We start from the raw sequence: 21,779 nt of genomic DNA, 5'->3' as shown, positions 1-21,779 counted from the left end.
GTGACCGACCTCGTCATCGAGGCGACGGGGCTGCGCAAGGAGTTCCGCGGGCGCCGCGGGCTGCGTGTGGCCGTCGCGGACCTCGACCTCGCGGTGCCCGCCGGCGGCGTGCACGGCTTCCTCGGCCCCAACGGCTCGGGGAAGACCACCACGATCCGCATGCTGCTCGGCCTGGCCCGGGCGACCGGCGGCAGCATGCGGCTCTTCGGCGAACCGGTGCCGAGCCGGCTCGCCCACGTCATCGACCGCGTCGGCGCGGTCGTCGAGAGCCCGAAGTTCTCCCCGAACTTCACCGGCCGGCAGAACCTCCTGCTGCTCGCCCGCTCGATTGGCGCGGGATCCGCACGGGTGGACGCCGCCGTCGAGACCGTCGGCCTCACCGGGCGCGACCGGGACCGCTACAAGTCCTACTCGCTCGGCATGAAGCAGCGGCTCGCGATCGCCGCGACGCTGCTCAAGGATCCCGACCTGCTGATCCTCGACGAGCCGACCAACGGCCTCGACCCGGCCGGCATCCGCGAGATCCGCGAGACCATCCGCGGCCTGGGCGAGTCCGGCGTGACCGTGCTGCTCAGCTCGCACATCCTCGCCGAGGTCCAACAGGTCTGTACGTCGGCCACGATCATCGGCCAGGGCCGGCTGCTCGCCAGCGGACGGGTCGACGAGCTCGTCGGGGCGAGCACGGCGTACCGCGTCGGCGCCCCCGACCCCGCCGCCGCCACCCGCGTCCTCACCGACGCCGGGTTCACCGTCCACGACGGACTGGTGGTCGACACCGACCGGCCGGCCACCGTGACCCAAGCGCTGGGCGCGGCCGGCATCTGGCTCACCGAGCTGACCCCGGTCCGGCGCGACCTCGAGGCGGTCTTCCTCGAGCTCACCGCCGGCACCGAGCTGGGCTCGACACCGGGAGCGGACCGGTGATCCGCCTCGTCCGGGTCGAGCTGACCCGCCTGCGCTGGCGCCGCGCCGTGGTCCTGCTGCTGCTGTTCTGCATCGCGATCCCGGCGCTGATCGGGACCACCCGCGCCTGGTCGACCCGCCCGGTCTCCGAGAGCGAGATCGCCTCGGTGCTCCAGAACAACGCCGGTGAGATCGAGCGCTGCGTCGAGCGGCCGCGGCGCTACGGCCTGCCGAGCACCGCCGACGAGGAGCGGTGCGAGAAGCAGATCGTCAGCTGGAACACCCACCGCGAGGAGCTCACGCTGACGCGCGAGCGGCTCGGCGGCGTCGGCATGGGCTTGGTCGCCGTGCTGACGGCACTCCTGCTGCTGGTCGGCACCACGTTCGCCGGCCACGACTGGAACAGCGGGTCGATGAGCAACCAGCTGCTGTTCGAGGCCAGACGCGGGCGGGTCTGGACGGCCAAGGCGCTCGCGGTGACGCTGGTCGCTCTGCTGACCGCGGTGGTCGTCAGCGCGGCGTACTGGCTCGCGATGTGGGGGACGATGCACCTGCGCGACATCCCGGTCGCCGACGGGGGCCTCGTGGACACGACGCTCTTCGCGCTGCGCGGCGCCGGCTTCGCCGCCGCGGCGGCGCTCGGTGGCTACGCCCTGACGATGCTGTTCCGCAGCACCGTCGCCACCGTCGGCGTGCTCTTCGGCGTCGCGATCGCCGGCGGCATCGTGATCGCCACCCTCGGCCTGGGCGAGCAGTGGCAGCCGCAGAAGAACGTCGCCGCGATCGTCAAGGACGGCACGACGTACTACGTGGCCGTGCCGGAGTCCTGCTACTCCGGGCGGGTCCACCGCGAGCCCGAGCCGGAGTCGGAGTGCGACCCCGAGCGGGACCTCTCGCCGTGGCACGGGGTCGGCTACTACGGCGTCGCGCTGCTGGGCACGGTCGCCGGCTCGGTGGTGTCGTTCCGCCGCCGCGACGTGCCGTGAGACCCGCTTCTCCCCCGGCGTACAGTTGGTGCACGTGACGCAGGTTGCCCCAGAAGGACGCAAGCTGCTCCGGCTCGAGGTGCGCAACGCGGAGACCCCGATCGAGCGCAAGCCGGAGTGGATCAAGACCCGGGCCAAGATGGGCCCCGAGTACAAGCACCTCCAGAGCCTGGTGAAGTCCGAGGGACTCCACACGGTGTGCCAGGAGGCGGGCTGTCCCAACATCTTCGAGTGCTGGGAGGACCGCGAGGCGACCTTCCTCATCGGCGGCGACCAGTGCACCCGGCGCTGCGACTTCTGCCAGATCGACACCGGCAAGCCGCAGCCGCTGGACCGTGACGAGCCGCGCCGCGTGGCCGAGTCGGTGCGGACCATGGGCCTGCGCTACGCCACGATCACCGGCGTCGCGCGCGACGACCTCGCGGACGGCGGGGCCTGGCTGTACGCCGAGACCGTCCGCGCCATCCACGAGCTCAACCCCGACACCGGCGTCGAGAACCTCATCCCGGACTTCAACGGCAAGCCGGACCTGCTCCGCGAGGTCTTCGAGTCCCGACCCGAGGTGCTCGCCCACAACGTCGAGACCGTGCCGCGGATCTTCAAGCGGATCCGCCCGGCGTTCCGCTACGAGCGCTCGCTCGACGTGATCACCCAGGCCCGCGACTTCGGCCTGGTCACCAAGTCGAACCTCATCCTCGGCATGGGCGAGACCCGCGAGGAGGTCAGCCAGGCGCTGCGCGACCTGCACGTCGCGGGCTGCGAGCTCATCACGATCACCCAGTACCTCCGCCCGTCGGTGCGCCACCACCCGGTCGAGCGCTGGGTGAAGCCGGAGGAGTTCGTGGAGCTGGCCGCCGAGGCCGAGGAGATCGGCTTCTCCGGCGTCCTGTCCGGCCCGCTCGTGCGTTCGTCCTACCGCGCCGGTCGCCTGTACCGTCAGGCAATGGACGCCCGCGCGGCCGTCTGATTCGACCCACCACACGTAGAACGAGGAAGCATGGCGAAGGACGCACAGGCGGTGGACCCCGAGAAGATGGGCCGCAGCCGGCAGATGCTCGAGACCTACCGGATGGCCAAGCGCACGGACCGGGCGCTGCCCTTCTGGATGCTCGGCTGCTTCGTGGTCGGCTTCGCGATCGGCTTCGCGGCCTTCTGGTTCCTGACCGACGGCCTGCTCGGCATCGTCCTCGCCGTCGTCGGCGGCCTGCTCCTCGGCACGCTGCTGGCGATGATCGTCTTCGGCCGGCGCGCCCAGCGGGCGGCGTACGCCCAGATGGAGGGGCAGCCCGGCGCGGCCGCGGCCGCGCTCCGGATGCTGCGCCGCGGCTGGCGGTCCTACCCGATGGTCGGGTTCAACAAGCAGCAGGACATCGTGCACCGCGTGGTGGGCCCGCCGGGCATCGTGCTGGTCGGCGAGGGCAACCACACCCGCCTGCGCGGGCTGCTCGCCACCGAGCGCCGCAAGCACGAGCGGGTCGCCGCCGAGACCCCGATCCACGAGGTCATCTGCGGCAACGGCGAGGGTGAGGTCCCGCTGCCGAAGCTGGTCAAGCACATCACCAAGCTGGGGCGCCAGGTCAAGCCGGCCGAGATGACCGACATCATCAACCGGCTCAAGGCGCTGGACGCCAACCGCTCGAACATCCCGCTGCCCAAGGGCCCCGTGCCGACGTCGATGAAGGGCATGCGGCAGAACATGCGCGGCCGGTAGGCCTACGCCGCGCCGTTCATCCCCTGCATCATCGAGCCCAGCTCGGGCATCTCGGTGATCTCGCTCGGGGCGGGGGCCTCGATGTCGACCTCCTCGCCCCAGCCGGAGACGGTCATCTCCATCGAGCCGCTGGTGCCGCCCAGCGGAAACTCGTCCATGCTGAGTTTCGAGAATCGACCCTCGTCGTCGAGCCAGAGGTCGTAGGTCAGCGAGTCCGGCACCTCGGACTCGGCGGCCGGCGGCAGGTCGCTGCCCATCTGGTCGAGCATCTGCTGCGGGTCGACGGTGATCTCGTAGTGGTCGAGGTCGTCCTCCTCGCCGACGTACACGACCGTGGAGATGCTGCCCTCGAGGTTCTGGAGCGCCTTGCCCGGGTCCATCTGGTCGACCATGCCGTCCAGGCCCATGCCCGCGAGCGGTCCCTGCGGGTCCGCGGGGTCGATCTCGATGAACTTGCCCCGCGTCACCTGACCCATCGAGACGTACACGATCCCGTCGACCAGGCGGATGTCCATGTCGCCGCCGCCGAGCGGCGAGGACATCGTCATCGCCACGTTCGGCGGGTCGGTCGTGTAGTCGAGGTCGCCCTCCGCGGTCATCTCGCCCGAGGAGCCGAGGCTCATCGTCATCGTGACGTGCGCGGTCGTGCTCGCCTCGAGCCCGTCGGTGACGGTCCGGACGAACTCGGCCGCGTCCACCTCGTCGCCCTCCTCGAGGTCGCCGCTCTCCCCCGCGACCTGGCTGCTGGAGTCGGTCCCCGCGTCGCCCTCACCGGAGTCGTCGCCACAGGCGGCGAGCCCGCCGAGGGCGAGCACGGAGACGGTCGCGGCGGCCGCACGGCGTACGGCGAGGTGGCGGGTGGTCTGGCGCATACCAGTCAGGCTAACCGCCGACCCCAGGGCCAAACCTGGCCCGGACGGGCTACCCGGCTGTCCTCTGGGCTGCCTTCTGGACCTGGAGGGTCACCGTGGCCGACCCGGCGATCAGGTCGTGCAGGCCGCGCCGGTCGCGCTTGAACACCAGCGGCGGGATCACCAGCGCCACGGCGACCGAGCGCGCGAGGGCGCGGAGCGGGTCGAGGCGGCCTCCGTCGGCGACCCGGACCACCCGCAGACGGGTCGCCATCTTGCCGAAGGAGCCGCCGACGGTGGCGGTGAACAGCGCCGACTCCACGACGAAGACCAGCAGGACGAGGAGGCCGCTCGGGCTGCCGGTCCGGGAGTAGTCGTCCCAGCCGATGAAGAAGACCACCACCAGCGTCGACACGAGCCAGTCGACGAGCAGGGCGATGACGCGGCGTCCCCAGGAGGCGGTCTCGTAGGGCAGGGGCTGCTCGGGCACGGGCGTCAGCGTAGGCGGAGGGTTCGGAAGTCCGGTCGCCGGGCACCTGTTACATGCCCGAAACAAAGCGGATACGGTCGGGAAACTGCCCGTGCATACGTTGCGGTCAACGTCCGGCGCAGCGTCGCCCCGGCCGCCCGTGACCCATGTCGGCTGCGCCCGAGAGCAGCCAAGGAGGACGCATGTTCCAGAACAGCGACGAGCTGCTCAAGTTCATCAAGGACGAGGGCGTCGAGATGATCGACGTCCGCTTCGTCGACCTGCCCGGTATCGAGCAGCACTTCACCGTCCCGGTCTCGTCGTTCGACCAGTCGGTCTTCGACGACGGTCTCGCCTTCGACGGCTCCTCCATCCGGGGCTTCCAGGCGATCAACGAGTCCGACATGGCGCTGTTCCCGGACCCGTCCACGGCGTACGTGGACCCCTTCCGCACCGCCAAGACGCTGAACCTGAGCTTCTTCATCCACGACCCGATCACCGGCGAGGCGTACTCCCGCGACCCGCGCAACATCGCGCGCAAGGCGCTGGCCTACCTCAACACCACCGGCATCGCGGACACCGCGTTCTTCGCCCCCGAGGCCGAGTTCTACATCTTCGACAACGTCCGCTACTCCACCACCGCCAACGAGGGCTACTACCACATCGACTCCGTCGAGGGCTGGTGGAACTCGGGCAAGGAGGGCGACAACCGGGGCTACAAGACCCGCTTCAAGGGCGGCTACTTCCCCGTCGCGCCGTACGACCACTACGGCGACCTGCGCGACGAGATGGTGAAGAACCTGGAGGCGTCGGGCCTCCTGGTCGAGCGCGCCCACCACGAGGTCGGCACCGCGGGCCAGGCGGAGATCAACTACCGCTTCGACACGCTGCTCAAGGCCGCCGACGACGTGATGAAGTTCAAGTACCTCATCAAGAACACGGCGTGGGAGGCCGGCAAGTCGGTCACCTTCATGCCGAAGCCGATCTTCGGCGACAACGGCTCGGGCATGCACGTCCACCAGTCGCTCTGGAAGGACGGCGACCCGCTGTTCTACGACGAGACCGGGTACGGCGGCCTCTCCGACCTCGCCCGCTGGTACATCGGCGGCATCCTCAAGCACGCCCCGGCGCTGCTGGCCTTCACCAACCCGTCGGTGAACTCCTACCACCGCCTGGTGCCGGGCTTCGAGGCCCCGATCTCGCTGGTGTACTCCTCGCGCAACCGCTCCGCGTCGGTCCGCATCCCGATCACCGGCTCGAACCCGAAGGCCAAGCGCATCGAGGCCCGCTTCCCCGACCCGTCGGCGAACCCCTACCTCGCCTTCTCGGCCCTGATGCTCGCCGGTGTCGACGGCATCAAGAACAAGATCGAGCCGGCCGCCCCGATCGACAAGGACATCTACGAGCTCCCGCCGGACGAGATGGCCGAGATCGACCAGGTGCCGACCTCCCTCGATGCCGTCCTCGAGGCGCTCGAGGCCGACCACGACTTCCTCACGGTCGGCAACGTCTTCACGCCCGACCTGATCGAGACGTGGATCGACTACAAGCGCACCCACGAGATCGCCCCCGTGCAGCTGCGCCCGCACCCGCACGAGTTCGAGCTCTACTACGACATCTAACCGGGCCTCCGGCTGCGGTCATTCAGCAACGCCGAACAACCGCAAAGAACAGCCGCTGACCTGCACAAACGCCGCCGAGCGACCTTTTGGTCGTTCGGCGGCGTTTGCTGTTGGTAGCCGCTCGCCTGTTACAAATCCGGTACAAATTTGGGTAGCGCCCTCCTTTGCCACACGGTCCTTAGGAGCCACTCCGGGTAGGTCGCGGCCCGGGTCGGTTGGCCCAGCCACCAGCCTGGCATGGCACAGTTCGGCGACCGTCGCCGCGATGCCCGAGTCATCTTGCTGCCACATCATTCCCACCGACGTGATCGCTCCGGTGCCGCCGTCGGACCTAGGTGCCCGTAGACCAACTGTCCGTCAACGCCGCAAGGAGGGGCTTGATGATGACAACGAACTCGAACGTGCCGGCTATGGAATCGGGAATCTTTGGGCCGCGGCGGCGCGGAGGCCGCGGCAGCCGGGCACCCAGGCTGGTCGACGCCCAAGAGTTGTGGGACATCGACGATGTCGCGTCCTACCTTCGCGTGACCAAGCAGACCATCTACTCCTGGCGGACGACGGGCTACGGCCCGGCCGGCTTCCGTGTCGGAAAGCACCTGCGCTGGCGGGCAGCAACCGTGATCAATTGGACGGTGCAACTCGAGGAGAATCAGTGATCCCGAGAGGCCGTCAGCCTCAGGCGGAATCGGTTCCAGCGCGACCAGGCCGCAGATGCTCGTCAGCATTGCTGGTCACCCGGTCGGAGTCTGCCAAGGACAGCCATGGCCAGCGTTAGTCCCGGTAGGCCAGCGGGCGACGGGAGCCCCCGTTACGTTGTGAACTATCGAGATCCCGAGGGGCGGCAGCGCCGCAAGACCTTCAGACGCAAAGCCGAGGCGGTCGCGTTCCGCAACACGGTTGAGGCGGACAAACTCCGTGGAACCTACCTTGATGTCGACGCCGGCAGAATCTCGTTTCGGGCCTATGCCGAGGAGTGGCTCGACAGCCGGACCTTCAGTCCACTGACCTATGAGGCGACGGAGTTGCGACTCAGGCTCCATGTGTTCCCGACGCTGGGACACCTCGAGCTGCGACAGATCAAGCCGTCGACCATCCAGAAGCTCCTGCGATCGATGGAGATGGCCGAGACCTACCGACGCGTCATCTTCTCCAATGTGTCTGCCATCTTCTCGGCTGCGGTCGACGACGACATGATTGCCAAGAATCCGTGCAAGGCCAGTTCAGTGACAAGGCCCGCAACGTCGCGCCGCAAGGTGGTGCCTTGGCCGACCGAATGGGTCTCCTCCATGCACGACGCGCTTCCGCCCCAATACAGGATCGCAGTCACGTTAGGTTCGGGGCTGGGACTACGCCAAGGCGAGGTATTCGGGCTCGCGGTCGAGGACATCGACTTCCTCCGCGGGGTGGTCGAGGTCAGGCGACAAGTCAAGGTATTCGGAGGAAACCGCCTCGTCTTTGGCCTGCCGAAGGGCGACAAGACCCGGACCGTCCCCTTGCCCGAGAGTGTCGCAACGGAACTCAGCAGCCACCTCGCTACCTACCCACGGCGAAGCGTCACGCTCCCGTGGGGAATGCCCCAGGCGGACAAGAAGTCGAGCGCAGGGCTCATCCTCACGACGCGCGAGCGTTCGGCTCTCAACCGCAACTACTTCAACACACGGCTCTGGAAGCCCGCGCAAGGCCGTGTCGTTATAGAGCAATCGCGCGACAACGGCATGCACGCCCTACGGCACTGGTACGCCTCCGTGCTGCTAGACGCCGGCGAATCGATTCGCGCTGTGTCCGAGTACCTCGGCCACAGCGACCCCGGCTTCACCTTGCGCACCTATACCCATCTCATGCCCAGCAGCACGGAGCGAACCCGGGCAGCAGTGGATGCGGCCTTCGCAGCCGGGCGCCACGTGGAAGAGGGCCGACAGAGAACTCGGGCAACCCTCTCGCTGCTAGCGGGCGCTAGCCCGGCAACGCAAGGTTGACTGGACTAACGCAGCGATATCCTGACCGCCACGTCGACATCACAAACTCTCTGCTGGGGATCGCCGCCCGAGTAAGGACTCAGCCCGCCCGAACCAACCTGCGGGTGGCGAATCATCGCCCCGCGAGTCGAGCGCAACTTGCAGGGGATCCGATGCCCCCCGTGCCACTCCGCCGTGCGCTGCGCGTTCTGCGGCACGGCGAGCGGCGAACCTGCCGGCCGCCGCCCGCTGCGGAGCTGGCGAACGCCCTCGCATAGTTGATCGCTCCCAAGGTCCGGGATCACCTAGGTGACCAAGCAGAGGAGGACCCAATGAGCACTTCACCTGCGGAGCAGTCGGGCTCCGGCATCGTCACCTTCACCCAGCAGGGCGACCGCGCCCTCGATCGCCTCGCCGCCGATCTGGTCGACCATTGCGACGGCTCCGCCGCCAGCATCGCCGACATCCTCGAGCAGGTGCTGTTGGCCGATATCGCCGAGCTTGCCGACAGGCTCGGCGAATCCCTCCGGGCCGAGGAGTGCGGCCCAGCCCCTGAGAGTCCCGACCATGCAGCCCGTCGCCGCCTCGGCGCTGACCGGTCCACTGCCGGCGGGGCTCCTGTCCCGCCACCCCGGATCGGCCGTTGACGCGCCGGTCGCAAGCGCGAAGCGCTCCTCCGGCCTAGTGAGCCGACTGCCACCTAGACTGACCTAGAAAACCCTCTAAATCTAGGTGAGTCTAGGAAGGTGGCGCTGGTGGATCAGAGCCCGTACACGCCCGGCGCTGGCCACAACCCGCCCGTCCTGGCAGGACGCGACGGCCTTCTCCGTGACTGGCACTTGGTGCTCAACGACATTGTCTCTGGCGGCCGCGTCCGCGCCCAGGACATGATCCTTGCCGGCCCGCGCGGCGTGGGGAAGACCGTCACGGTGAGCGCGTTCGCGGACCTCGCCAAGGAGCAAGGCTTCGAGGTGGTCAACCTCCAGGCTGTCTCGGGCCACGCCGGTCTGGTAGAGGCGCTGCTCCAGCGCGCTCGCACCCGTATGGCCGAGGAGGCCGGCCCGTGGCAGCGCGCCCGCAAGGCCTTCGAGCGGATCGGTGGGGTCAACCTCAGCATCGCGGGCATCGGTGCCGGGATCTCCACTCGCCAATCCAACGCCGCAGCACCAGGCTCGGACGCGGGAACGCTCGCTGACGCCCTGGCCACGCTGGCGGCCGAGGTCCGCAAGGACGCCCACAGCGGGGGCCTGCTGATCACCGTCGATGAGCTCCAGGTCGCCTCTGGTCCCGACCTCGCCCTGCTCGCGGCGACGCTGCACCGACTCAACGTCGACCACCCCTCCGCGCCGGTCCTCTTCGCCGGCACCGGGCTGCCCTTCACTCCCGATGCGCTCCGCAAGGCTGGCGTGACCCACCCAGATCGCCTCTTCGTGCTGGAGCCCATCCCCCTCACTCTCGAACCCGATGACGCCCGCTACGCCGTGGTGGAGCCGGCACGCCGGGCCGGTGTCGCGTGGACCCCCGAGGCGGCGGCAGCCGTGGTCGAGGCGAGCAACGGCTACCCGGCCCACGTGCAGCTGTTCGCCCACGCCATTTGGACATCCGCGCCCGGGCCCGACCAGATCACCCTCGGCGACGTCGAAGCCGCACTCCCCCAGGTCGCCGACATGCTCGAGCGCCGCACCCTTGGCCCCCGATGGGACCGAATCAGCGATCGACAGATGGAGTTCCTTGCCGCCCTCGCTCTGCACGGCGGGCGGGCCTCGACAGCGGCGATCGCCAAGACTCTCGGTCGCTCCCAGCAAGAGCTGTCCTGGCTCCGTGAGGAGCTCATCGAGGAGGGCGACGTCTACGCACCCAAGCGCGGCCAGCTGGCGATGGCGGTCCCGCTCTTCAACCGCTTCGTTCTGAGCCACTACGAACGCACGCGACCCGAAGCAGCGACCGAACTGCTGAGCTTGCAGAAGATGATCGCGAACGCCGGGCTGGATCCCTCAGCAGCGCACGCGGGTCGGCACATGCTTCGCCGAAGCGAGCAGAACGAACCCCGCCAGTTGCCACCGCCCAGCGGCGGATCTGGGCGGCCGCGTTCCTGAGCGGCGGCGCGCACCGCTACCAGACCGGTGGTGGCATACATTCGGTTACATAACGCAGCTGTGTAAGGGGCTTGGAGCGGGCCGACACGGACCGCGATAGCGCTAGAGCTGGCGGCTGGCCCGTCGCAACATGGGCCCTGTCGCGTCGGGCAGCAGCGCGGCAAGGGGCTGCGGCGGCGCGACATCGGCCAGCTCGTCGAGCAACTCGGAGTCGTCTGACGTCAGTGTCTCCGTCGTCGGGGCGCAGTAGGCGTTCCACTCGCTGACCGCCGAGGCGAGCCGGCGATCGGGCCTCGACTTCCTGGGGGCGTTGAACCACGCAGGGCGGACATCGCAACGCGCCACGCGATCAGGGCCCCTTTGTCCTCGATGCTGCTCAGTCTCCCGCCTCGCAGGAATGGAGGGGACCTTGCGGTTATCCACAGCCGGCCGCCGGCGGCCACGCGTCTGCCTGCGAGATCCGCGAGACTCGAGTCAGCGACACCTCTCGGCAGGAAGGACAACCCGGTGGACGACAACAACCAGCTCGAAGCGGGCGGACACGCGACGGCCGCCCGCGAGCACGTCTACGGCTTCAACCGCGCCACGATGTGGGAGCGCGACCAGATCCCGGCCGAGACCTCCGACCAGCTGGCGGAGTTCGCCGACCTCACGGCCGCGCTCCCCCAGGCCTTCTCGCAGCTCTCCAGCACGCTCGAGCAGGCCCTGACTCACCAGGTGCTCAGCTTGGACTCGATGACCGACGAGTCCGACCCGGCCATGGCGATCGGCGTCGCCCGCCTCCACCTGGAGGAGGCCCGCGGTCTCGCGGTCAACCTCCACAAGCACCTCAACGCGGCGCGGAACGCGACCGCGCACATCATCAGCCAGGGCGTCGACGACGTGCAGGAGTCGATGTCCTGGCAGGAGCCCTGACCCGCCCCACTTGAGCATCGCGAGATTTCTTCGCGTCGGGTGATCGCCCCGACGGGTCGACCTTCCTTTGGTGACTGAGAGATGACCCCGGTCCACCAAGGAGCTGCCCGTGAGCACGCCCACCGATTCCCCGTCCGCCGCGGGCGACCGTGACCCGGTTCAGGAGGCCCGCGCCCACCTCGAGCAGGCCCTGGCTGCGCTCGATCGACTCCGCGAGGTGCTGCCGCCTACCACCGCTCCCCCGCCCGAAACCGGTGACCGTGAGTCGGCATGACCACCGACACCACGCTGAGCGGCGCCGACGCTGTGTTCGAGGCCGAGCAGGCCGTGAGCAGAGCGTGCTGGGTCGTGGAGGAGCTCCAGGAGACCGTCGCCTCCGCACTCCGCGTGCTCGACGACGCCGAGCTTGACTCGGCCAAGGCCAAGCTGTCCGAGCGCGGCTCCTTCTACCTCGAGGCCGCCGGCGAGCACCTGGGCCGGCTGCGCACACGGTGCAACGACATGCCGGAGCTCACCCACGACCTGTTCGCGCACCTCAACCGTGCATGGCAGTCCGTCACCGACGCCCGCACCCTCCTCGACCTGGCCGACACCTCCGATCCCGTCATCGCCAGCGAGATCGCGCGGCTCAAGCCGCGCATCGCGGTCGTCGGCGAGATGGTCGCCCTCGCGAAGCCGGTCGCCCAGCTGGCTGCCCAGCACGTCGAGACCGCGCACCAGGCCTGCCGGGACGTCACTGCCCTGGGCCTGCTGGAGCCGGTCAGCCTGGAGCGAAGCATCGCGACCGCCGGCAAGGAGCTCGGCCGCGCCGACGAGGACGTGCGCCTGCTCGGCAATGTCGTCGACCACGCCGCGGCCAGCGCCCGGGAGTCGGCCGGGATCGCCAGCGAGATCAGCGACAACGCCCGCTGGCGGATGTCCGAGCAGAGCCGGGACCCGATCCCGAGCGCATCGTCGCTCCCGACGCCCCGGTCCCCGAGTCGGTAGGGGAGCCATGGACCTCGACCAGGGCGGCCGCCAGCTGGCGGGCCTCATCCTCGACGCGGCCGGCCGCGGCCAGCACGACCAGCTCGCCGACCTGATCGCACCGCTCGATGCCGAGCAGCTGCGATCCCTGGTGACGGTGCTGGCCGTCCGGGTCGACCAGAGCGTCCCCGCCTCCTCGGCAACCGGCCCCGCCGCGGTGTGCGAGCTGGCCATGAACGCCGCAGCGCCGATGTTCGGCACCACACCGGAGGCGATCCTCAGCGCCGAACGCAGCCGACCGGTCAGCGATGCCCGCGCGGTGGCCATGACCGCCGCCCGCGAGACCGGCTTGTCCCTCCCGGCGATCGCCGAGCACTTCAACAAGGATCACGGCTCGGTGATCCATGCAGTCCGCCGCACCGCCGAGCGGCCCCGGCTGGCCGACGCCGCGGCCCGGGTGAGCGAGCACGTCAACAGCCGCTACACCGCCCGGCTCCCCCGCGCCGAGGAGAACGTGGTCAACCTCCACCGGCAGCCGCCGGCCTCGATGTTCAAGTCCGATGGCTCGGTCGAGCACGCCGTGGTGGCGGCCGCCGCGGCCTTCAACACCACACCCGAGGTCCTCCTGGGTGCCGACCGGAGCCGGGCTGCCGCGGACGCCCGCGCTGTGGCCATGACCGCCGCCCGGCTGCACGGCCACAGCCTGCCCACGATCGCCAGGCACTTCGACCGCGACCACACCACGGTGCTGCAGGCGACCCGGCGCATCGAGAAGACCCCGCCGCTGCGGGACCTGGCCGCGAAGATCGCCGCGGATCTCCCCGAGCAGCCGGCAGGCACGGGCGCCGGCCGGCTCGACGTCGGCGAGCGGGCCCCGGAGACCGGCTTCCGCTCCCCCGGGCTGCGCGAGCAGCAGCCTGCTATCCCCGTTGCCGGCGAGCGTCCGCAGCTGAGGGTCGCCCGGTGAAAGCCCTGATCGGCCTGGCTGCGGCCGCGATCCTCGCGCTGACCGCCGACGGGATCAAGGCCGCCCTTCCCGGAGCCCAGACAGGCCCGGAACCAGCCGAGGGCACGACCAGCCGGGTGCGCGTAACCGCGGTCGTCGACGGCGACACGACCCGCGTCGAGACCCTCGCCGGCCGCCAGCTCGGCCGAGTTCGGCTACTCGGCATCGACGCCCCCGAAGTCGCCCGCCCGCCGGAGCCGGCCGAGTGCTACGCCGAGGACGCCACCGACCTCCTCGCGCAACTCGCGGCGGTCGGCAGCACCGTCGAGCTAGTCACCGACACCGCCCAGCCCAGCCGCGACCGGTACGACCGGATGCTGCGCTACGTCGACCACGACGACGTCGACGTAGCTCGCGAGCTCCTGTCCAGCGGCGCCGCCCGCCGCTACGAAGCCGACCGGGCGCCTGCCCGGGAAGAGGCGTACGCGGCGGCCGCCGAGGACGCCCAGGGCGCTGAGCGCGGCCTGTGGGGCATCTGCTGAGAGCCAGGGAGGCAAGTCATGGACGAGCAGCTGACGATGGCCGCGAAGACGCTGGCCCAGTGATGCTACGCCCGTGGCGTCGACGAACGACTCCTCGGCTGCGGTGAGCAGCTGCTCAAAGCAGCCGTCGACCAGGCGCTCGGTCGACCGGCGCCGGCGCACCTTGAGCATTCGCTGTGGCGACAGACCGCCACGCTGCTGCGCCAGCGACGCGACTGGGACCGTGATCACCAAGTGAGCCCACCGACGCCCGCAGCGTGCCTGCCCTGCGTCGTGGCGGTCGACCAGTGCCCCACCCACGCCGGCCGGCGATGTCGTGCCTGCGGTGGCCAGCTGCACCGCGTCGTCGTTAACGAGGGCTTCGACACCCATCCGTGCTGCGACCGCCCCGGTGAGCACGGATCGCTGGCGTTCGTCGAGCACACCGCGCAGCTGCTGGGAGCCACGCTGCTGGCACAGTCGGCCTGACCGGCCCGGGGCCGCCAACCGGATCAGCCGAAGTGATCGCTCCCACCGCTGGTCCGCACTTAGGAGACCAAGAAGGACTGGCGCAGCCGGTGCCGGTCCACGGGATCCATGGGAGTTCAGATGAGTGACGCCGCTCGCGACGAAGCCGCGCTCGAGGAAGAGGCTCGTCAGCGCGCTGAGGAGATCAGGGCCACCGAGAAGACCGCCGTCCAGGCCGCGGCCGCCGACACCGACCCCTCCCCCGACGCTGAGATCGCGCAGGTCCACCGGTCCGGTCGACAGCACGACCACACCGACGCGGCCGCCTACCAGCGGCCCCAGCTCGGCCGCCGCCGCGGCCCGCGCCGCTAGGAGGTCGCGATGGCTACCGCACTCGGATCATCGGATGCCCGCCGCATCAGCGGCCGCACGACGGTCCGCTGGGTCGACTGCTCCCACAAGCTGGGGTCGCTGCCCTGCATGAACCAAAAGCCGCACGAGGGCAACGGCCGCGGCTGCGTGCACCACTCCACGTCCGGCTTCCAGGAAGACCAGTAGCCCGCGGACCTGCAGCGCCCGGAGAGTGTCCTCAGCCGTGCACCAGGTGCAGCCGCGGCCGCTGAGGCTGCTCGACGGCCGTCTCCAGGCGCTGCAGCCGCTCGAGCGTCATCGGATGCCCATGCCGCTGGAGCAGGCCAGCCAGCACGGAGCCCAGGCCGAGGGCGACCACCAGCTGGTCGGCCGCGGCCTCCGACCGGGCCTCGATCCGCCGGACGGCCGCCGGCACCAGGTAGGTCAGGGCGATCACCGCACCGCCGAGGATTCCCGGAGCGGCCCGGCCCTCAGCGACCGACTGCACGATGCAGATCACCCCGACGACACCCCGCAGTGTCCACGCCAGCCTCATGAACGGAAGCCAGGCGAAGGCCCGGCCCACGCCACGGAACGTCGCGACCACCAGCCGCCACGGCGTCGTCGCCGCCAGCACAGCGAGCTCCAGCCGCGGCCGGATCGCTCGCCGCCGGCCGACAGCATGAGCCATCGCGGCGGCCGCCTCCGCAGTGGTCACTCCTCCGCGGTACGTGGCCTCCACCAGCCCGGGGGTGACCACGACCGCGCGATCCGTGATCGCCACAGCCACCGGGGGGCTCGGACCCTGACGCCGGCGCACGAACAGGGCACCGACGTCGACGCCGCGGCCGCCCAGCTCGGCGAGCACCGGCGCCATCACCTGGAGCTCAGCTGCGGTCGCAGGACGCGACCGGGTCAGTGCCGCGATCGCCGGCACCTCGAGCTGGCCGATCGCCAGTGCAACGAGCAGGCCGACGGCGGCCAGGAACGCCACCAGGCCGAGCGCCGGCGGGAGCAGGGCGCACACCACCACGGTGAGGATGAGGCTCACCAGCAGCGCCAGCGCCAGCGTCACCACCCTCAGCACGGTCATCGGGAACCTCATCATCGCGACCCTCCTCCATCTGTCAGCACTAGTGCGAATCTCTTGACTTTGCTCGCGGTGATCGTCCGGCGAACGCCGTACGACATAGGCGAACGAGACCAGTTTGTGCCCAGCCGCCGACACGACCCCGAGTTATCCACAGCCCGCCGCTCAGCAGAGCGAGGACCGACCCGGACGTGGGTTCATGAGCCAGACCGACCTCCGACCGAAAGGAACACCCGTGGACACCCTCAACGCTGACGGCACCTGGGACCGCCTGGGCTCGATCGCCCTCCTGCTGCACCAGGCCGCCACCCAGGTGTGGAGCGACGCCGACCGGGCCGCCGCCGACTCACCGCTGCACGACCTCGGGCTCGGTGTCTATCTCGCACACTCCCAGGCCAGCGCCCTGCTGCCCGACGACCACGAGCTGCCCGACCACGACGAGGACGCGGAGCTAGAGGAGCGCACGCCGCTGCAGCTGCTCGCCGAGGCCGAGGAGCTTACCCGTCCCCTGCCGCTGCACCGGCCCGACCTGGTGCACGGTTCCCAGCTGGTCGTCGACCTGTGCGACCTCATCCGGGAAGCCCGCGGCCTTGGCTACTGACCTGCGGCTGGCGTACGCCGACATCGACGAGAAGCTCTTCGACGTCGACCAGATCCCGATGACCTCGCGCGACGTGCGCAGCGTCGGCGAGATGCTCTTCGACGTCGACTACCTGGCGCGCCAACTCCTCATGGACATCGACGGCGACGCCGCCGGCCCGCTGCTGCGCAGCTGGCCGACGATGGTCGCGGCCGCCGAGGACCTGTGGGCTTCCCTGCCCGGTCGGCGTCCTGGCGCCGACGAGCGCGACCGGCCCATCACCAGCCTCTCCGCCCAGGCCGCAACCATCGAGACCAGCCTCTCCGGCCGCAAGGCTTGGCCAAGGCAGGGCCCGACCAGCCCCCGCATCGACCAGATGACCCAGACCTTCCTCAACGCCGCCTCGTTGGTCCGCCGCTACGGCGCCGAGATCCCCCACGAGCAGCCTGACGCTCACCGCGACCTCGAGGCAGCACGCACCAGGATCATGCACGGGCTCTACCTGACCGCCCACGCCGTCAACGTCGCGCTCCACGAGCACGGCCGCGACCGCGTCAACGACGCCCGCAGCGCCGGCCGACGGATCCACCTGGCACAGCACCACTCCCCCTACGCGATCGCCCCCACCGGTGTCTGGATCGACCGGATGTCCGCCTGCGAGAACACCGCCCGCAGCTACCTGACCGCCCTATTCCCCCAAGCCCTCGCCGGCGAGGCGATGCGGCCCGCCGACGACCCCGGCCGGCTGGCGCAAGCACTGGCCAACTGGGACATCCAGACCCACCGCGCGCTGGCCCGGAATCTCGAGCCCTCCAACATCCTGTTGCTCACCCGCACCCAGGGGCTCATCGCCGGCGCGACCTTGGTCCTCGTCGACGCGGCCGCGGCCGCCGGCGTGCTCGAGTGTTCCGAGCGCCTGGTCCCCGCCATCGCCGAGGCAGGGCGGTCCTGGAGCAACCTGGCCAGCCGCTGGAGCGACCTCGCTCCCCCGGGAGTCTGCCTCGAGGAGCCGCTGGCTCGCGCGGCCGCGGAGGTCCGCGCTGCATTCCGCCAGATCACCCACGACAAGACCACCCTGGCCATCCCCGAGGTCATCGCCGGACGCCCAGGGCTGCCCCAAGCCGTCTCCGCAACGCTGCGGGCGATCGAGGCCGGGTCCGAGCTCGCAGTGATCGTCGCCGAGAAGGCCGACGCACCCGACCTCACCGGCCCGGCCCGAGCCCTGTCGCGCAGGGCGCACAACGACGTCGAGGCCGGACTTGCAACTGCTCCGGCATTCGGCCGCGACGTCGTCTGGGTCTCCCCCGCCGACATCCTCGCCAAACGACTGGTCCCTGTCCCGGCGCCAGTCTCGGAGGCGATGCGCGCAGCCAGTAGTGCCACGAGTGCTGCCGCGATCGCCGCTTCCGCGGTCGCGGCGCTGCACGGTCTGGGGGGAGGACCGTCGCCTGTCGGTTCGGATAGGCGCATGGGTCATGAGGTCCGAGAGCCCCACGCGATGTCGGGCACACGGCCATCCGGTCCCTCTCGATAGGGTCAGATTGGCATGTTTCGGCGCAGGACGGTCGTGGGACAGAGTCCCGCTCATGGCTACGCCTCATAGGCGGCCCTCGAGGCCCGATGTTCTGTCCGCCGCCCGCTGGGCAACGGCGGCGAGCTCGAGTATCGCCACATGAACTCCCCCACAGCCGTGGACATCATCGAACGACGGAGACTCGAAACCGGCGTAGGCCTCCCGGCGAAGCCTCAGCGACCTCCGGCTACCCTCGCCGCATGCAGGCGGTGGAGAACTGCCCGACCCAGCCCAGTGCCCAGCGCCGCTCGACGGCAGCAGTGCTGCCCGCGGCCGCGGCTCGGTCCGCGGCCGGCTGGGCGGCGCCGAATCGAGACACCTCGAAGACGATCGACGTGCACCTGGGTTGGCTGCGCCGCAAACTGGGCGATGACGCCCGAGGGCACAGACGGCCGCCGGGAACCCCGCGACTCCGAGCGCGTGCCATCAGGGGATGGACGTGGCCCCCGGGGCAACGTGCTGAACCTCGAGCGCCTCGACGGGTCGAGCGCTGCAGACCGAAGCGGACCTGGCAAGGGAGGCAAGATCATGGCGACAGAGCCCACGCCGTCGGGCGCATGAGGAAGACGGAAGGTTAGTTATCGGCGATTTGCCGCCCAGCGGTTTTGCGGCCGAACGGCCGATGAGGCATGATGGGATCATGACTGCCGAGCCCCCCGGATTCCACGGCTACGTCGGCGTCCAGCGCCGCGGCGTGATCGCGCTGCCCGCCGACCTGCGCCAGCGCCTGCACCTGGACGAGCCCGGGGCGCAGCTGGAGATCACCGAGCGCTCCGACGGCGTCGTCGAGCTGCGGCCAGCGCTACCGGTGCCGGCCGACCAGGCGTGGTTCTGGACCGAGCAGTGGCAGAAGCGCGAGCGTGAGGTCGACGCGCACGTGGCCGCCGGCCGGGTGCTCGTCCACGAGACTGGCGAGGACTTCTTCGCCCACCTCGACGACCTCGACGCGGCCGAGTGAAGTTCGAGACCACCCCCGCCTTCGATGCCGACTACCGGCGCCTCAAGGCAGAGCACGCGGCCGCGTTCAAGAAGGTCGTGCGGGACAAGTTCGTCCCGGCATGTGACGCCTTCGCCACGGATCCCGCGACACCCTGGCCGGCCTCACTGCGGGTCAAGCCGGTCCGCTCGGCCGCCGGAGTGCTGGAGATGACCTGGTCGTTCGCCAGTCCCGACGGCCGTGCCACGTTCGAGCTCCTCACCGTCGACGGCGAGCTGCGCGTGCGCTGGCGCCGCGCGGGTGACCACGACGTCTTCAAGAACCCCTAAGCCAGGAGTCCTCTTCACCGCGGGCCGTCTGGGCATGCTCTGGGCGAACGTGACCTCGGCGTTGTTCTGGTCGTCGCTGCTCGGCTCGCTGTCGTCCGCGCAGCCCGCCAAGGTCAGGACACGGCCGCGCCGTGGTCAGCCAGGCGGTCTGAAGGTCACGATGGCCAGCGCCACACCGAGACCGGCCAGGACCGGACCAAGGGTCGCCCACGATCGAGACGTTGCCTCGCCGTCGAGGCCGCCGAGTCCGAAGAATGTGAGAAAGCCTCCTAGCGCAACCATCGCCGCCGCGGCAGCCAGACCCAAGATTCGACGACTCATGATTTTCCCTGCTCACACATCGGTCGCCCCAAGCGCACCACGTTCATCAGTCGACTCTCACGCTTCCCGACCAGTCCGCGGCGAGGAAGGTCGCGCTCCCCCCATAGACGATTCGCACTGCGTGCTTTCCCAAGGCCATCCGCCGCCGGCGGCCGAACTGAACGTCGGCGCGGCCGTCCGTGAGCTCGACCGTTCGGGTGCGCTCGCCGACCGTGACAGTCACCTGTCCTTCGGGTGAGGCGGTGACACCTGTGGGCGCGACGACACTGACGGCAACACGCACCACGCGACGGCGCGCAGTCGACACCACATCCAGCGCCGGACGAGCGGTCACCGCAGCGGAGAGTGTTGGTCGCTGTACGACGGCATCCACGCCGGGCTGGGTCAGGGTCATCGCGCATCCCACAGTGCTCCCGACGTCCTTAGCGCGTAGCAGGTAGGTCTGGTCTACCTCGCCGGATATGGGTTCCGCGCCTCGCAGCCACTGGTAAGTGGGCGTGGCTTCTTCGGGCTGATAGATGCCAGGCTCGATCCTGAGAGCTTCGCCCAAGCTCGCAATTCCCGTGATCTCGGCGGGTCGTTCCACGACGATGGGACGCTGGTGTGCCGCTTCGATGCGTCGTGCTGTACGCCGTCTGATCTTGGGCAGAGCTTCGTACAGATGGCGGCCGGGGCAGGCGGTGTCGTTGGTGTCGCGGTGTCCGTCGATCACCGGCAGGCGGACCGTCCGCCCAGCGGGGTACTTGTCACTGCCCTCCGACTCGACCCGGACGGTACTGCGGGGGTCCCGGTCGAACCGATCCAACTTCCACGCCGCGATGCCTGCGATGGCGTTCAGCATGGCGTCAGTCGGTTGTGCGGTCTCGTAGTTGCCGATCGCCGACACGCCGGTGGACTCGGCGTTGAAGCCCAAAGTGTGAGCCCCACGGACGAGCCTGCGGGGACCGCCGGCGCGGCCGACGAAGGCACGCCCGAATCGGTCCACGAGGAAGTTGTAGCCGATGTCGGACCATCCCAGGGTCTGGGTGTGGTAGGCGTACATCCCCCGGATCAGCGCGGGCACGTCACGGCGAGAATAGTCGTTCGCATTGACGGTGTGGTGGATGTGGACCTGCTTGAGAGTGTGGTTGTACGTCGGATCGCCGTCACGGAGGGACTCGTTGGCGCCCCAGTCCTTGCGAGTCACCAGCTCGGGACACGGGACCCGTGCGTCATCGGTGCTCCTCGGTGCAACTGCCCGCCCGGCGGGACCCTCCAGCAAGTCATCTTTGAGTCGCGGTTCGGGGTACAAGAGCACCAGCACGAGGTCCGAGGGACGGCGACCATCAATGCGGATCTGGACGCCGTCGGCGCGGCCGATCCACATCAGATCGGTGCCCCGCACACGGTTGCCCCCGACATCCTCGCCGTCCGGTACGTCAAGATCGGCGGGAACCAACATCCATGGCGTCCAGGAGCCGCCACGGCGAGCGCGGATTCGCGCCGCCGGCGGCTGATCTTGGTCGCTCCAGGTGAAGGCAACCATCGAGTGGGTCGATGTGGGGAGACGGCGAGACTCCCACCGGCGCGAACCTGCCTGCAGGAGCAGCTCGTCCCCCAATGGCACGTGCAACGACTGCACGTCGCTGCCGGCGTGCGTCGAAAGAGCAAGCACTCCGTCCGTCGTGGGCCCGCCGCCGGGGTACAGGCGCGCCGCAACACCTACCGACGTCACGGCAGCGCCTCCAGCCGCCACTTTGAGAAAGGGTCGACGACCCAAACCGGGGGTGGGCAGGTTATTCTCCCTAGTCACACTGGTCACTCTAGTAGACATCTACGATCACGCGTAGTAGATACCCGCGACGATCGTCTTTGATTGGCCAGGGCAATGGCCCCGCCGCTGCATACGCCGGTAGCGGCGGTTTCGAAGGTTGATGTTCGTGTTCGGCTCCTCGTCCTTCCCCTCATCCGCTCGCCCGCCTGCTTTCAAACTCGCTTTGGGGGAAGCACGGGCGGACAGGTCCTCCGGGCTACATCGGTTCGGTCCCCTTGCCCCCTCGAGGGGCCACCCCGCTCAGCGATGAACCGCCGTAGGCCGAGCCGCGTTCCCGGTGCCGGCAGCAACTACTCCGGTGCCCTACTCCGGCGCCGAATCGGCATCATTCGCGCCGCCCGGCGACTGGCTCGCCTCGTCCTCCGCCTCGTCTTGC

25 protein-coding genes are annotated in these 21,779 nt (G+C 69.7%); 21 read left to right on the top strand and 4 right to left on the bottom strand.

Annotated features, from left to right (window positions below; genetic code table 11):
- Genes ACYQ0U_RS15995 through ACYQ0U_RS15980 form a run of 4 tightly spaced genes read left to right on the top strand, consistent with a single transcriptional unit; the run spans nt 1 to nt 3,600 of the window.
- Complete coding sequence (locus ACYQ0U_RS15995; protein ID WP_459974664.1) at nt 1-924, top strand: ABC transporter ATP-binding protein; 924 nt, start codon at nt 1-3, stop codon at nt 922-924.
- Complete coding sequence (locus ACYQ0U_RS15990; protein WP_459974662.1) at nt 921-1,889, top strand: hypothetical protein; 969 nt, start codon at nt 921-923, stop codon at nt 1,887-1,889. Before ACYQ0U_RS15995 ends, ACYQ0U_RS15990 begins: the two co-directional genes overlap by 4 nt.
- A 34-nt stretch (nt 1,890-1,923) precedes the next feature.
- Nucleotides 1,924-2,856, top strand: a complete 933-nt coding sequence (gene lipA, locus ACYQ0U_RS15985) for a lipoyl synthase (RefSeq protein WP_459974660.1) — start codon at nt 1,924-1,926, stop codon at nt 2,854-2,856.
- Nucleotides 2,857-2,886: 30 nt separating this feature from the next.
- Nucleotides 2,887-3,600, top strand: a complete 714-nt coding sequence (locus ACYQ0U_RS15980; protein WP_459974658.1) for a DUF4191 domain-containing protein — start codon at nt 2,887-2,889, stop codon at nt 3,598-3,600.
- A 2-nt stretch (nt 3,601-3,602) separates the two neighbouring features.
- Here the strand turns inward: ACYQ0U_RS15980 and ACYQ0U_RS15975 are convergent, their stop codons facing one another.
- On the bottom strand, nt 3,603-4,472 hold the full coding sequence (locus ACYQ0U_RS15975) for an SCO4651 family lipoprotein (protein ID WP_459974656.1): 870 nt from the start codon (nt 4,470-4,472) through the stop codon (nt 3,603-3,605).
- A 49-nt stretch (nt 4,473-4,521) separates the two neighbouring features.
- Nucleotides 4,522-4,941: an RDD family protein gene (locus ACYQ0U_RS15970; protein WP_459974654.1), complete on the bottom strand. Its 420-nt coding sequence runs from the start codon at nt 4,939-4,941 to the stop codon at nt 4,522-4,524.
- 182 nt (nt 4,942-5,123) lie between these two features.
- Here ACYQ0U_RS15970 and glnA point away from each other — a divergent pair, with 182 nt between their 5' ends.
- The 13 genes from glnA (at nt 5,124) to ACYQ0U_RS15905 (ending at nt 14,967) form a co-directional block, all read left to right on the top strand.
- Nucleotides 5,124-6,542, top strand: a complete 1,419-nt coding sequence (glnA, locus tag ACYQ0U_RS15965; protein WP_459974652.1) for a type I glutamate--ammonia ligase — start codon at nt 5,124-5,126, stop codon at nt 6,540-6,542.
- 380 nt (nt 6,543-6,922) lie between these two features.
- Nucleotides 6,923-7,198: a helix-turn-helix transcriptional regulator gene (locus tag ACYQ0U_RS15960; protein ID WP_459974650.1), complete on the top strand. Its 276-nt coding sequence runs from the start codon at nt 6,923-6,925 to the stop codon at nt 7,196-7,198.
- A 159-nt stretch (nt 7,199-7,357) separates the two neighbouring features.
- On the top strand, nt 7,358-8,518 hold the full coding sequence (locus tag ACYQ0U_RS15955) for a tyrosine-type recombinase/integrase (RefSeq protein ID WP_459974648.1): 1,161 nt from the start codon (nt 7,358-7,360) through the stop codon (nt 8,516-8,518).
- 311 nt (nt 8,519-8,829) lie between these two features.
- Entirely contained in the window at nt 8,830-9,144 is a 315-nt protein-coding gene (locus ACYQ0U_RS15950) for a hypothetical protein (protein WP_459974646.1), read from the top strand.
- Between the two features lie 99 nt (nt 9,145-9,243).
- Complete coding sequence (locus tag ACYQ0U_RS15945) at nt 9,244-10,593, top strand: ATP-binding protein (RefSeq protein WP_459974644.1); 1,350 nt, start codon at nt 9,244-9,246, stop codon at nt 10,591-10,593.
- 507 nt (nt 10,594-11,100) lie between these two features.
- Entirely contained in the window at nt 11,101-11,508 is a 408-nt protein-coding gene (locus tag ACYQ0U_RS15940; protein ID WP_459974642.1) for a hypothetical protein, read from the top strand.
- 109 nt (nt 11,509-11,617) lie between these two features.
- Nucleotides 11,618-11,782: a hypothetical protein gene (locus ACYQ0U_RS15935; RefSeq protein ID WP_459974640.1), complete on the top strand. Its 165-nt coding sequence runs from the start codon at nt 11,618-11,620 to the stop codon at nt 11,780-11,782.
- The gene (locus tag ACYQ0U_RS15930) at nt 11,779-12,495 is read left to right on the top strand and encodes a hypothetical protein (protein ID WP_459974639.1); all 717 of its coding nucleotides are present in this window, start codon (nt 11,779-11,781) and stop codon (nt 12,493-12,495) included. The genes ACYQ0U_RS15935 and ACYQ0U_RS15930 overlap by 4 nt, the downstream gene beginning before the upstream one ends.
- 7 nt (nt 12,496-12,502) lie before the next feature.
- On the top strand, nt 12,503-13,441 hold the full coding sequence (locus tag ACYQ0U_RS15925) for a helix-turn-helix domain-containing protein (protein WP_459974637.1): 939 nt from the start codon (nt 12,503-12,505) through the stop codon (nt 13,439-13,441).
- Nucleotides 13,438-13,962: a thermonuclease family protein gene (locus tag ACYQ0U_RS15920; RefSeq protein WP_459974635.1), complete on the top strand. Its 525-nt coding sequence runs from the start codon at nt 13,438-13,440 to the stop codon at nt 13,960-13,962. The genes ACYQ0U_RS15925 and ACYQ0U_RS15920 overlap by 4 nt, the downstream gene beginning before the upstream one ends.
- A gap of 234 nt (nt 13,963-14,196) precedes the next feature.
- Nucleotides 14,197-14,430, top strand: coding sequence for a hypothetical protein (locus tag ACYQ0U_RS15915; protein ID WP_459974633.1), 234 nt, complete (start codon nt 14,197-14,199; stop codon nt 14,428-14,430).
- 120 nt (nt 14,431-14,550) lie between these two features.
- Nucleotides 14,551-14,781 (top strand): hypothetical protein, encoded by a 231-nt coding sequence (locus ACYQ0U_RS15910; RefSeq protein WP_459974631.1) that lies wholly within the window; start codon nt 14,551-14,553, stop codon nt 14,779-14,781.
- A 9-nt stretch (nt 14,782-14,790) separates the two neighbouring features.
- On the top strand, nt 14,791-14,967 hold the full coding sequence (locus ACYQ0U_RS15905) for a hypothetical protein (protein WP_459974629.1): 177 nt from the start codon (nt 14,791-14,793) through the stop codon (nt 14,965-14,967).
- 31 nt (nt 14,968-14,998) lie between these two features.
- Here ACYQ0U_RS15905 and ACYQ0U_RS15900 read toward each other — a convergent pair whose 3' ends face one another.
- On the bottom strand, nt 14,999-15,853 hold the full coding sequence (locus ACYQ0U_RS15900) for a hypothetical protein (protein ID WP_459974627.1): 855 nt from the start codon (nt 15,851-15,853) through the stop codon (nt 14,999-15,001).
- Nucleotides 15,854-16,085: 232 nt separating this feature from the next.
- Between ACYQ0U_RS15900 and ACYQ0U_RS15895 the strand changes: the two genes are divergently transcribed.
- From ACYQ0U_RS15895 to ACYQ0U_RS15880, 4 genes are all read left to right on the top strand, one after another.
- A complete protein-coding gene (locus ACYQ0U_RS15895) occupies nt 16,086-16,451 on the top strand; it encodes a hypothetical protein (protein ID WP_459974626.1) in 366 nt (121 codons plus the stop codon).
- Nucleotides 16,441-17,964 (top strand): hypothetical protein, encoded by a 1,524-nt coding sequence (locus tag ACYQ0U_RS15890; RefSeq protein WP_459974624.1) that lies wholly within the window; start codon nt 16,441-16,443, stop codon nt 17,962-17,964. The genes ACYQ0U_RS15895 and ACYQ0U_RS15890 overlap by 11 nt, the downstream gene beginning before the upstream one ends.
- Nucleotides 17,965-18,643: 679 nt before the next feature.
- Entirely contained in the window at nt 18,644-18,961 is a 318-nt protein-coding gene (locus ACYQ0U_RS15885) for a hypothetical protein (RefSeq protein WP_459974622.1), read from the top strand.
- On the top strand, nt 18,958-19,269 hold the full coding sequence (locus ACYQ0U_RS15880) for a hypothetical protein (RefSeq protein WP_459974620.1): 312 nt from the start codon (nt 18,958-18,960) through the stop codon (nt 19,267-19,269). Before ACYQ0U_RS15885 ends, ACYQ0U_RS15880 begins: the two co-directional genes overlap by 4 nt.
- A 367-nt stretch (nt 19,270-19,636) precedes the next feature.
- On the opposite strand, the gene ACYQ0U_RS15875 is transcribed toward ACYQ0U_RS15880, so the two are convergent.
- Nucleotides 19,637-21,115: a peptidoglycan recognition protein family protein gene (locus ACYQ0U_RS15875; RefSeq protein ID WP_459974619.1), complete on the bottom strand. Its 1,479-nt coding sequence runs from the start codon at nt 21,113-21,115 to the stop codon at nt 19,637-19,639.
- Between the last annotated feature and the right edge of the window lie 664 nt (nt 21,116-21,779).

This window comes from Nocardioides pyridinolyticus (assembly GCF_054653575.1).
The sequence above is the reverse complement of the archived record's forward strand: the minus strand, read 5'-3'. Positions and strand labels throughout refer to the sequence as shown.